The 11,742-nt window shown below is 49.5% G+C and carries 8 protein-coding genes and 1 pseudogene; 3 read left to right on the top strand and 6 right to left on the bottom strand.

What is annotated here, in order from left to right:
- Positions 1–456 precede the first annotated feature (456 nt).
- Positions 457–2,412: pseudogene (locus ACCI51_RS04470) on the top strand (thrombospondin type 3 repeat-containing protein); the annotation flags it as partial.
- 570 nt (positions 2,413–2,982) lie between these two features.
- On the opposite strand, the gene ACCI51_RS04465 reads toward ACCI51_RS04470, so the two are convergent.
- Together ACCI51_RS04465 and ACCI51_RS04460 are read right to left on the bottom strand one after the other, a co-directional pair.
- Complete coding sequence (locus ACCI51_RS04465) at positions 2,983–3,765, bottom strand: PhzF family phenazine biosynthesis protein (RefSeq protein WP_371842742.1); 783 nt, start codon at positions 3,763–3,765, stop codon at positions 2,983–2,985.
- Positions 3,766–4,214: 449 nt separating this feature from the next.
- Entirely contained in the window at positions 4,215–4,970 is a 756-nt protein-coding gene (locus ACCI51_RS04460) for a PepSY domain-containing protein (RefSeq protein ID WP_371842823.1), read from the bottom strand.
- A 476-nt stretch (positions 4,971–5,446) separates the two neighbouring features.
- Between ACCI51_RS04460 and ACCI51_RS04455 the strand changes: the two genes are divergently transcribed.
- Together ACCI51_RS04455 and ACCI51_RS04450 are read left to right on the top strand one after the other, a co-directional pair.
- On the top strand, positions 5,447–5,869 hold the full coding sequence (locus ACCI51_RS04455; protein ID WP_371842741.1) for a TonB-dependent receptor domain-containing protein: 423 nt from the start codon (positions 5,447–5,449) through the stop codon (positions 5,867–5,869).
- Positions 5,847–6,140: a hypothetical protein gene (locus ACCI51_RS04450; protein WP_299586272.1), complete on the top strand. Its 294-nt coding sequence runs from the start codon at positions 5,847–5,849 to the stop codon at positions 6,138–6,140. Before ACCI51_RS04455 ends, ACCI51_RS04450 begins: the two co-directional genes overlap by 23 nt.
- A 185-nt stretch (positions 6,141–6,325) precedes the next feature.
- On the opposite strand, the gene ACCI51_RS04445 is transcribed toward ACCI51_RS04450, so the two are convergent.
- The 4 genes from ACCI51_RS04445 to ACCI51_RS04430 all read right to left on the bottom strand — a co-directional run bounded on the left by ACCI51_RS04445 (position 6,326) and on the right by ACCI51_RS04430 (position 11,670).
- A complete protein-coding gene (locus tag ACCI51_RS04445; protein WP_371842740.1) occupies positions 6,326–6,877 on the bottom strand; it encodes a hypothetical protein in 552 nt (183 codons plus the stop codon).
- Between the two features lie 269 nt (positions 6,878–7,146).
- Positions 7,147–7,803, bottom strand: a complete 657-nt coding sequence (locus ACCI51_RS04440; protein ID WP_299586277.1) for a glutathione S-transferase family protein — start codon at positions 7,801–7,803, stop codon at positions 7,147–7,149.
- A 243-nt stretch (positions 7,804–8,046) separates the two neighbouring features.
- On the bottom strand, positions 8,047–9,765 hold the full coding sequence (locus tag ACCI51_RS04435) for a dipeptidyl-peptidase 3 family protein (protein WP_371842739.1): 1,719 nt from the start codon (positions 9,763–9,765) through the stop codon (positions 8,047–8,049).
- Positions 9,766–9,837: 72 nt separating this feature from the next.
- Positions 9,838–11,670 carry an ABCB family ABC transporter ATP-binding protein/permease gene (locus tag ACCI51_RS04430; protein ID WP_299586282.1) on the bottom strand — a complete coding sequence of 611 codons (1,833 nt, stop codon included), beginning with the start codon at positions 11,668–11,670 and terminating at the stop codon, positions 9,838–9,840.
- Positions 11,671–11,742 lie beyond the last annotated feature (72 nt).

Here is an 11,742-nt window from a genome sequence, read left to right as displayed (position 1 = left end):
AATAGCTTTGTCATAATTCTCTCCTTATAGATGGCGGCCGTGCTGTTTTTTTCATTAACGGAGTAAGAACCCCATCAAAAAACCGCTATTATTTAGCCAACAACCACATTTATGCGGAGAAAAAACGCATATTTACCCACATCAAAATCCGGTTCCTTATCTATTTTGAAAAGAACTAAAAAAAATAGAAATCTATTCCACCGGAATCTATCTACAGGGAAGTAGAAACTTGGAAGCCATTCATTTATTTGCAGCATGCTCTTACTACAGCAAGGCGCCAGGTCACCTCTTCTTCTCTGACAGATAAAAATCCACTCGGAGAATTCTCATATGCAAAAAATACCGCTGATCGTATTTTTTTTCTCTCTACTGCTAATAAACGCCTGTGGTTCGGATAGCGGTAGTAGAGCCAGTACCCCCGACGATCCACTCCCCGGACCCAATATTTCTGATGGAGATGGTGACGGTATTCAAGATACTGAAGATAACTGTCCAAATACCAAAAACGCCTCCCAGAATGACCTCGACAGTGATGACCTTGGCGATGCCTGTGATAGTGATGATGACAACGACAATCATCCAGATTCCGAAGATAACTGCCCACAAGTAGAAAACCCCGATCAGGCAAACAGTGACGGCGATCACTTAGGCAACGCCTGCGACGCAGATCTAGACGGCGACGAAGTTGCGAACGAAAACGATAACTGCCCCGCCGATGCCAACCATACGCAAGGCGATATCGACAGCGATGGCGTGGGCGATAGCTGCGATAATGATCGCGATGGTGATGACTATACCAATACCCTGGATAATTGCCCCGAGGTGCCCAACCCAGACCAAGCCGATCAAGATAGTGATGGTATTGGCGACCTTTGCGATAGCGATAGCGATAGCGATGACGACGGGCTGGACGACGGTGTAGACAACTGCCCGCAGGTCCCCAACGAGGATCAGAGTGATACCGACGGCGATGGCATTGGCAACGCCTGCGATAGCGACGATGACGGCGACAGTATTGACGACAGTAGCGATAACTGTCCCAGCACGCCGAATCCCGCTCAGGAAGATCAGGATAACGATGGTCTTGGTAATGTCTGTGACCCCGATCAAGATAACGATGGCGTAGACAACCAGGCTGACAACTGCCCGGCCACCGCCAATTCGGGGCAAAGCGATCTCGATTCTGATGGAAAGGGTGATCTCTGCGACAGTGACGATGACGCCGATGGCATTGATGACCAAAACGACAACTGCCCGATTGATGCCAACGCCGATCAGACCGACACCGATGGCGATGGCAGCGGCGACCTCTGCGATACGGACCGGGATGGAGATGGCATCAATAACGATGCGGATAACTGCCCACTGGAGCCCAATGACGATCAGGTGGATAGCGACGGTGACGGTTTCGGCGATGCCTGTGATGACAACTCTGATATCGACGGGGATTTAATTACCGATACCGTCGACAACTGTGTCAACGTCCCCAACACCAACCAATTCGATCATGATGGTGATGGTATCGGCGACGCCTGTGACAGTGATCTGGATGGTGACGGCAGCGATAATCAGGCCGACAACTGCCCGGCAACTCCCAACCAAAATCAGGAAAATAACGATGGGGATGAGTTCGGTGATATCTGTGATACCGACGATGACAACGACGGTATCAATGACCTGATCGACAACTGTCGTTTTGCCTCCAATGCCAACCAGCAAGACAGCGATGGAGACACCCTGGGCGATGCCTGTGATTCCGACCTGGATAATGACGGCATCGAAAACGCAAATGACAATTGCCCCCATATCTCCAACACTCTCCAGAAGGATGGCGACGGGGACAGTATCGGCGATGCCTGCGACACAAATACCGATAGCGACAGCGATGGGTATGACGACGGGGAGGACAACTGCCCGGCAACCGCCAACCCGGATCAGGCCGATCAGGATAACGATGGCAGTGGCGATGCCTGTGACAACGACTGGGATGGTGACGGCACCAATAACAGTCAGGATAACTGTCCCCTTGTACCCAACGACCAAACCGATAGCGACGGCGATGGCTCTGGTGACAACTGCGATGGCGACCTCGACGGTGACAGCATTGAGGACAGCATGGACAATTGCCCGCAAGTGCCAAACCCGGATCAGACAGACGGGGATGGCGATGGCAACGGCGATGTCTGTGATAGTGACGCGGATAATGACGGCTCGGATGGCAGCGCAGATAACTGCCCAGCTATTTCCAATCCTACACAAACCGATAGCGATGGAGACGGACTGGGCGATGCCTGCGACCCCGATGTGGATAACGATGGGGCAGACAATAACATCGATAACTGTCCGCAAACCTGGAATCCCGGCCGGGAAGACTCTGACCAGGACGGCGTTGGCGATGCCTGTGACTTCGACACCATCCTCTCCTGCACGACCTTCGAGGGTCTTGAAGTAATGGAGGGCGCCAGCATTGCGCTAGAGTATGGGATCAATGCCCCCTGCGATGGCTGTTCAGTAATTTCTGCAGCCAAGATAAGTAACGGCCTACCCGCTGATGCCGCCAGGATGGAAGTAGTCAGTGGCGCTGGGGGTAGCACTTATATTCAGGTCAACCATAACAGCGTGAAGACAGGTCGCTATATGGTCAGCTTCCTGGTGGAGAATGCCAATGCTCTGCTGGATCTTATTTACCTGAATAGTATTACCATCAGTACCTATCTTGATGGAACCGCCACAGGTGAGAGCATTAGCGGCTATCAATTAGCGCCTTTCAAGGTGAATGGTGCCTACAATCACCGCCTATTGCTGGCCAATACCCTGGCGGACTTTAACCAGGTGCGGTTGAGTCTTGATGGCCTTGATCTGATCAACAACACGCTCGATGTCTATCTCGCCTGTGCGGTGCCTATAAACCAACCCTAATTAAGCATCGTTCCGAATAAACAAAGCCCCGATTTTTGGGGCTTTGTTTATTTTAAGCATCATTTAAAAGATTATTTGACCACGCATATAATCCACCGCTTGGCCAATCAGTATCACCTCATTATTCACAACCTCACAGGTAAGTACACCGCGCCGCTGTGACAGCTGGACAGCGTTGAGCGTTGATTTCCCCAATACTCGACTCCAATAAGGGGCGAGCTCACAATGTGCAGATCCGGTAACTGGATCCTCATTCACTCGCAACTTGGGGAAGAAGCAGCGACTGACAAAATCACAGCGATCCCCTGGCGCAGTAATGACAACACCTCGTAAATCCAGTTCAGCAAGTCTCGTAAAATTGGGGGTTACACGCTTCAATTCAGCCTCGCTGTCCAACACCACTATATAATCGAACGCCGCCAGGGTTTGTACAGGGGTTATACCCAAGGCATCTGCCAGGTTTTGCGGACAGTTGATAGGCTTGGGGACAGTGGATGGAAAGCGCATTTTATAACCCCGCTCACTGCGCTCGACCTTCAATGTGCCACCGCGGGTCTCGAAATGGATAACGGACCTTGTATAAGATAAATGCTTAAAGAGCACATGCGCGGCAGCCAGAGTCGCATGGCCACAAAGATCAACCTCTGCCTCGGGTGTAAACCACCGCAATCTGTAGCCTCCTCTCCCCTCGGGAGCGAAGAACGCCGTTTCCGAAAGGTTATTTTCCTCAGCAATTCTCTGCATCAGTGCATCAGGCAACCACGTATCCAGAGGACAGACCGCAGCCGGATTACCTGCAAACACTTCAGCCGCAAAGGCATCGACCTGATAAATACTAAGCTCCATTTACTCGCCCTCCACGGCATCATCACCATTGCCACCACTGAACGGAATACCCCTCAGCTTACTGTAATAGTTATACAGAAGCTCTCTTTACCACAAACTATTGCGGAGAGCACAAAAAATGCAGCCAATAAAATTGCCCCTAAATAATTCCGTGAACTCGTTACTCAATGAAGCCCTTAGACACTTTCCGATAAACGCCCTACAGGCGGTGGGGAGATCGCTTCAGTGGTGTCCTTGCTTATCAATAATACGGAGGAGCCATCTGCCCAGACACTATCTGGCTCTATCTGACAGATTCCCTCCCCCAAATGCCGGTATACCATTAACAACAAAAGCCAACCAGCAATGCACTCATCTCTACAGGCCACAATGTAACTGTATTATTTAAAGTAATTGTTAGAATCTCACTAAGAGGGATCAAGAGCACCCCAATGCTAGTGAGTAAGCAGCTAGCGCGCGGCAATAACTGGCCTGCGATAAAATGACCAGAAAATCGCAACCATAAAACCTGCATAATACGCCGCCTGCTGCCAAAACCCGATATCAACTTGCCAGTGCGGTAGCCATTTAGCCGCAAGTATACACATCGCAAAACCTAAAACTGTACCCAAACAAACTCCCACGGTAAGCCTCGTCATAGGAACAGAAGCGTTGACTTGTGCAGGAATACACTCCCCACCCCTATGCTTTCTACGCCGGAATTTAATCCACAAAAGATTTCCCGATAAAAATATCAACGCCCCCATAATCCCCAGTGAGAAATAAATCCAACGCACCGGCTTACTGCCAAAACTGCCAAAATGGAAACTAAACAAGCTCACAACTATCCCGCTATAGCCATTTACATGGTTGGGCAAAATACTGCTGTAGGGCACTTGTGCAGTAAATGGGTTATCCACCGCATAGGCATACTCCGCACCTCGAACAATGTAGCCCTCGATAGGACCACCTATCCGGATACGTGGGTTGGTGCTATCCAGATTCATAAAAAGAATCTCCGCCAACTGGAATTCAGGCTCTCTCGCCTGAACTGCGCGCTCCAACTCAGCAATGGTTGCCAGATCGCTGGGAGACCTGACCTTCTGGGTCGGGGGCCGTGTGAACATGGCAGTATCGCCATAAACTACTAATTGTAAGGCTTCGAAAAGAGGGTCATAAAAAGCAAACACAAAAGCAGTAAAATCGATCAGCAGATGAAATGGCAGCGCAGTGATACCCTATACATTGTGGAAATCCAACCAATAGCGCTTGCAATTTTTACCTTTACGTAAAGCCAACCAATCCCTGAACCAAGTCGGCAGGAATATAACAAGCTCAGAAATCAGTGCCGTAAAATACAGTGCGGAAACCACACCCAAGACATAAGTGACAATCGCATCGTGCCCATCACCACCAGGGATGCCTTCGTGCGGTGTAGATAGTCAAAGAAATCTCCAACCCTGGAGAGTAAGAATTTTTCAGTTAACAGCTGGCCTTTTTCATCTTTACTCGCAAACCAACATGTCGATTGATGCGTTTACGGATCCACCTGCTCCCAGCTAAGTGGTGCCGCCTGTGCACCAGAGCTGGGTAAATACACGGTCAAACGCTTGGCAGCCTGGAGAAATTTCCGCAATACATCCTGAATAAGATTGTCATAAAGATCACGGGACACACTCGACAATATAGATTCAGGTTGCTCTTGAACATCGTATCAGTGCGCTCAAAGGTTGTAGCGCCGCGGGCGGGGGCACTGTACTTTAATGTGGGTAATTACTATTACTACGATGAGGAAACGGTCAATACCTATGAGATCAGTGGACGCAGTACTTTAGCCAATGGCAATATCAATCTCAGCGGAAATATATTCTACAACGACGACCCCGGTTACCGGGCCTTGAGTTCCTCCAAAGTCATTATCAATAGAGAGAAAATTGAAACTTATGGCGCTGAGCTTGAAGCCATTGCTATGCCTCACACGCAGCTTGAGATAAGGGCAGGATTAGGATTACTGGAAAGTGAGATCATTGATGCCGGAGAAAGCTATTCGGATACCGATGGTAACGAATTGAACTCCGCACCTGGATTAACTGCAAATCTTGGTGTCCGATACTGGCATCAGTGATGCCTTCAGCATTGGCCTCTCTGCCAATTATATTGGAAAATACTATGGAGATTTCACCAACACCGAGGAGCGTATCACCGGGGATTACGCCGTAGCAAGATTCAATATCAATTTTGAGCAAGACAACTGGTTTATCGCTGGATTTATCAATAACGCCTTCGATGAAGATGCGCAGGTAAGCCGAGAGCCTGTCGGCGGACGCTACCCTCAAGGCTATGCCGCTATTGTCGATCCCCGTAATCTTGGGTTCTCTATTACCTGTCATTTCTAACATAGTGTGGACAGATACCTAAAGCAGGGCCACAAGGAGCCCGGGGTTAGGTATCTTGGTAGCATTGAGACCAGGTGAGACCTGAGAGCGCCCAACTAGAAACCAGATCTTTAAGAGAGCCTGATAAAAATATCGACCCCATACTCGCCATGCCAAGACATGAACATCGTTATTTTAAATACCACTCAATCGACAGGACAGACCTTCTCTAGCGACGTGGTAAATGCCCGTTTCATAAACGCGAACTGCTCATTGCTTTCCATATGCTTACTCAGTGAATTTCTAGCAGAAAGAAAACGCTTCTTCTCCTCTTCCGTCATACCCTCATGATACAGGTACAATCTTTCAACCGGCTTCATCGCGTTTTTTTCACTTCGATAAAATGGATCATCGGACATTGCCAAATCGACTTTATCCCGAATCGAACCATCCTGCATAATTTGAACAGACACACTGGGTACAAAATTAGCTATTGGCCCCTTGATATTTAACACTTCTGGATTTAATTCATTCAGCTTTTTAGCAACATACACTTTCAGTTTGTTATTTCTAACCTCCAGCTTCACAAAGGGTTTTATTGTTTTAAATTTCCCTCTATCTTCTTCAAACAACTGCACAGACGCCTCCAGCATCACCAGGCTCTGGGTATTCAGAAAACGCTCATACTCCTCCAACTGGCAGGATGCTTGCACGCACTGACAAAAAAGAAAAGCGAAAATCAGGGCTGGTATTTTCATTGTCTGAATAATTATCCTTAATATTTAAATACTGTACGCCCAACTCCATCGGGCGAGCTTTTTATATACCCCAACCCATTTTAGTCGTCTTTTTGTCTGGGACATTCTATCGGTTCACATTTGAGGATTTCTCCGCAAAAAATTCGCAACCTCCTTCTTTTTCCTGGCTAAATACGCCACCCAGAAATATAAACTGTTAGATGGTAACTGTCCTGTCATCGATAAAGCCATTAACCCCTTTTAAGAGGATGAAGGGGGCTATACGGCATCTATCGGTAGTCATTAAGAATAACTGGCGGCAGGTCTCTCGCTGCAGACATCCACTCCTCCACACTCTCCCTACTCAAAAGCCTCATTATCCATTGATGTGTGAGTGGCCAAGAATGAACTTGGGGGGAATGGCTATAAATCCTGATTACGGTTGGCACCAGCGCTAAATCTGCCAGAGATAAGTCTCCATACAAATAGGGACCACCACCCTGTACAAGCTCTTGCTCCAAAAACCTAAAAAGCCGCTTTGTATCATTGTGCTCTTCATCCGTCATTGGGCGAGTCTCGGGATAAAAGGCACTTTCGAAGGAAAGACGGGGGCAAAGCCCGGAGAGTCCCCCGTGCTGCCAACTTAACAGGGAGCGCGCTCTTGCTCTCAGTAAAGCGTGCGCCGGTAACAAGCCTCCACCACTGATGTCGTTGGCGTACTCCATAATCGCCAGGGAATCAAAAATCGCACACCCATCATCAATCAATACCGGCACCGATGCAGAAGGTGAAAATTCAGTAATTCTCTGCAGATTATCGAACCTCTGCGGCCTGCGAATATCAACCACCCGCTCTTTAAATTCAATACCAGCTTCTCTTAAAGATAGCCAGGCACGAAATGCCCAACTGGAGGCATTTTTAGTACCGGTGTATAAGATCCTTTCCATATTGTGTCCTTAAAATGTTATGAAAGAGACTTTACAACACGCTAAATATCTAACCGCACCAGCGTCTCAGTAGCGTTGCGGTCTGCTTTAACTCTACTAACTGTTTAAGCTCAATTTACATTGGCAATTAAATTATGAATAGAATCAATCCCAAGGGATGAAATTGTCACAGAAGTAAAATAACTAGATTATAAAAAAGCCCGGCAACTGCCGGGCTTTTTCAAAAGAATCACTCGATAGAGTTTATTTCAGCCCAAGTACTTCTTTACCCTGAATAAAGGTGACATCAACCGGGATATTCGCCTCAGCCAGTCGATCGAGATCGCCTTGTAACTCCGGGCCAATTACCCCTTTCTCCGCCAGCAGCGTTTTGGCCTGCTCGTAGTTACCATCCCCCTGAATAGTAAGGATTAGACGAGAGAGGTTTGTCATAGCCTGCTGCATTTTTTCAAAATCTACGCTGTACTGCCCACTCTCTGGATCACGGCTAAAAGCACCCTGCTCCTTAAAGAAGTTAAAGCGCATCATATTGGCTTTACCATGCGCGCTGGCAGCACCAAAACGAACACTACGGAAGATACCGGCGAGGAAGGTGACATAGTTGTCCATCAACGCACCCTCATCAAGTTCTCCCTTTTCATGCAGACGGGTCACCATATACAGACCGAGAATATCCGCCTTGCCTTCTTCAAGGGAGGAGGAGGTTTCTTTCAATACCTGACGAACGTTATCACCACCCGTCACAGTTTTCTTAATACCAAGGCCATGGGCTACCTCATGGAACATGGTATTGGCAAAGAAGGCGGGGAAGGTAATGTGCTTGCGCTGAGCCGGGGTAATCAAGACTTCACTGATGGGCACCAGGATCTTATCGAATTTCGCCCGCATTGCATTTTTCAGCTGTAGGCGACGCGTCCCTTTGGCCAACTGGACTTCTTCATCATTGGGCAGGTTGATGGCGATGGTCTTGGAACCCGCATTACTATGGCCGGCGTAGTAAAGCACATCGTAAGCATTCAGGTCGGAGTCGGTACCGGGCTCTTCGGATTTGTACTTGTCCTCTACCGGAAGACCTTTCTGTAACTCCGGTAGTAATGCGGCAAACTTAGCCAGCTTTTCACTCCACTCTTTATCCTTGAGGAGTACGTAGGACTCATAAGCGGTACGATAGGCGAACATCTGGTCTTCATAGTTTTCAATGGGGCCGATCACTACATCGATTGCATTTTCCTTCATATCCATCCAAGCCATATCACTGGGACGGAAATCATCGGTAAGTAATGCGTCTGCACGCATGGTCAGGTAATTGGCAAATTCTTTATTTTCTGCCAGCGCGGCGGCCTGACGCAGGATATCCGCAGCTTTTTTCAGATCGGCATTGTAAGCTTTGCTGTAGGGAATCAGCTCCAGCTTGCCGGCATCATTACGGCGCACCAGGGAATAGAGGCCGTCTTTTCCCGGTTGGTCCCAGTTTTCAAATTCTTCACGGGTCATGTCCGCCGGGTAAAAATTGGCGCCCAGAGGCTTGGGTCCGTAGCCTGTAATAAAGGGCTTGTTGTCATTGAGGCGGTCCCAGGGGCCGTAATTGATATCGGCAAACTTGCGTGCACGGTTGTCCTCAATATCCGGCAGGAGTACTTCTGCCGGGCCATAGGACTGCAACCAGAACAGGCGGTCCATAATCTGGCTGGCGTCGATGAGCAGACCGATCATCTTGCGCTGATTCTCGGTGAGATCACTCATATCCGCGGTGAGCTCTACCGGTACATAGATATCAAAACGTTTGTTGGCGTTTTCAATGGTTTGCCCTGCGGGAGGCGCGACCGTCTCGGATTCAACAATCTGTGCCTCCGCTTCGTCATTGGAGATTTCCTCGGCCTGCTTGTCTTTACTACAGCCACCCACCAGCGCCAGGGCTAGCAGCGCGGCAGCGATTTTGGTGGTGTGAAAGGGAATGGTCATATCGCTCTGCCTATCTTTTTTTGTGTCGGCGCCACATTAGTCCGGCTGCGCACATTTATCAAGATAGGGCCCTCAAGGGCCGACAAACTGAGGAGCCTCTGGACTTTCCTCCCCCATAACCGGCGTGCGTTCCTGTTGCTGCATACGCCACAACATTGCGTAGTGGCTGTCTTGCTCCAGTAGCTGACCGTGGGAGCCCTGCTCCACAATCCTGCCCTGATCCATCACTAAAATTTTATCCGCATCCACAACCGTGGAGAGGCGATGGGCAATCACCAAGGTGGTTTGCTCGCGGGCAATCTCCTGTAAAGAGGCGACAATACCGCGCTCAGAACGGCTGTCTAGAGAGGAGGTGGCTTCATCAAATATCATAATTGGTGGTTTTTTGAGCAGGGCCCGCGCTATGGCAACCCGTTGTTTCTCGCCACCGGAAAGCTTGAGACCTCGCTCCCCCACCAGGGTATCCACCCCCTGGGGAAGCTGCTCAACAAAATCTGCCAGCTGGGCATGGCGAATTGCAGCCATCACCTCTTCATCGGTGGCATCCACCCGTCCATAGCGCACATTCTCTCGGATCGATTGATTGAACAGCACCGCATCCTGGGGCACCACACCAATAGCGCGGCGCAGGGATTCCTGGCTGATGCTGCGTATATCCTGCCCATCAATACGGATAGCACCACCACTGGCGTCATAGAAGCGAAACAACAACTTAAACAAGGTGGACTTACCAGCCCCGCTGGCCCCCACAATGGCGACTTTCTGGCGCGGCAGTACTGAAAAGCTCACCTGACTGAGAATCTCGCGGCTATCGTTGTAGCCAAACTGTACGGCTTCAAAATCAATACGGCCTTCCCTCACCTGCAAGCTGGGCGCCCCAGGGGTATCCGCCACAGCCGGTTTCACCGTAAGCAGTGAAAACATTTTCTCGATATTGGCAAGTGCACCTTTCATTTCCCGATAGACAAAGCCGAGAAAATTTAGCGGGATAAATATCTGCATCATAAAGGCGTTGACCAGGACAAAATCGCCTATCGTCATCTTTCCTTTGACCACACCCATAGCAGCAAGGACCATGGCGGCACACATAGCAATGGCAATAATCAGAGCCTGGCCGGTATTCAGACTAAACAACGACAAGCGATTCTTGCGCCGGGCCCGCTCCCATACCGCCAGCTCGCGATCGTAGTGGCTCGATTCATGCCTTTCATTAGCGAAATACTTCACCGTCTCATAGTTGAGCAGACTGTCTACCGCACGGCTGCTGGCTTGGGACTCCGCTTCGTTGAGCGCCCTGACAAAACGTGTACGCCACTCAGTAGCGACAACAGAAAAACTGATATAAACAACCACGGCAGACACAACAACCAGAGCAAATACACCACTGTAATTCCACCAAAGCAGTCCTGCGACCATGGCGATTTCCACCAGGGTCGGCACAATATTAAATACCATAAAGCGCATTAGAAAGCCGATGCCACTGTTACCGCGCTCAATATCCCTGGACAACCCCCCGGTGCGGCGGTCCAGGTGAAAATCTAGGTCGAGTTTATGCAGATGCTGAAAAACCTCCAGTCCAACCCGACGCTGGGCACGCTCAGTCACACGACCAAAGATCGTATCCCGCAACTCTCCGAATAGGGTGCTGGAAAATCGCACCGCACCATAGGCCAGCAAAAGCCCCAATGGCAGGGCCACGGCCTGGGCCAGGCCTCCTACGTTATCCAGGTCATCGACTATGTGTTTAAGAATAAACGGCAGAGTGACACCGGCGACCTTGGCGCCGATCAGGCACAAGAGTGCAAGGGCCACAGCGCGGCGAAATTCAAGCAAATAGGGGAAGAGTGTCTTCAGCGCACCCCAGTGCACCTCATCCAGAGAAACGGTGGACTTAGGTCTCGGCATAATCGGTTCCGGAAGGGAAAATTGGCGCCTATTATAAATAGACGGAAGGACTTATATAGATGCTCAACCGCA

Source organism: Microbulbifer echini, from assembly GCF_041447225.1.
Lineage (GTDB): Bacteria > Pseudomonadota > Gammaproteobacteria > Pseudomonadales > Cellvibrionaceae > Microbulbifer > Microbulbifer echini.
The sequence above is the reverse complement of the archived record's forward strand: the minus strand, read 5'-3'. Positions and strand labels throughout refer to the sequence as shown.

Bases quoted from the DNA above. Each gene is read 5' to 3' on its own strand.
- ACCI51_RS04440 (WP_299586277.1), bottom strand. From the start codon at position 7,803: ATGGAAAGGATCTTATACACCGGTACTAAAAATGCCTCCAGTTGGGCA.
- ACCI51_RS04465 (WP_371842742.1), bottom strand. From the start codon at position 3,765: ATGGAGCTTAGTATTTATCAGGTCGATGCCTTTGCGGCTGAAGTGTTT.
- ACCI51_RS04445 (WP_371842740.1), bottom strand. From the start codon at position 6,877: ATGAAAATACCAGCCCTGATTTTCGCTTTTCTTTTTTGTCAGTGCGTG.
- ACCI51_RS04430 (WP_299586282.1), bottom strand. From the start codon at position 11,670: ATGCCGAGACCTAAGTCCACCGTTTCTCTGGATGAGGTGCACTGGGGT.
- ACCI51_RS04435 (WP_371842739.1), bottom strand. From the start codon at position 9,765: ATGACCATTCCCTTTCACACCACCAAAATCGCTGCCGCGCTGCTAGCC.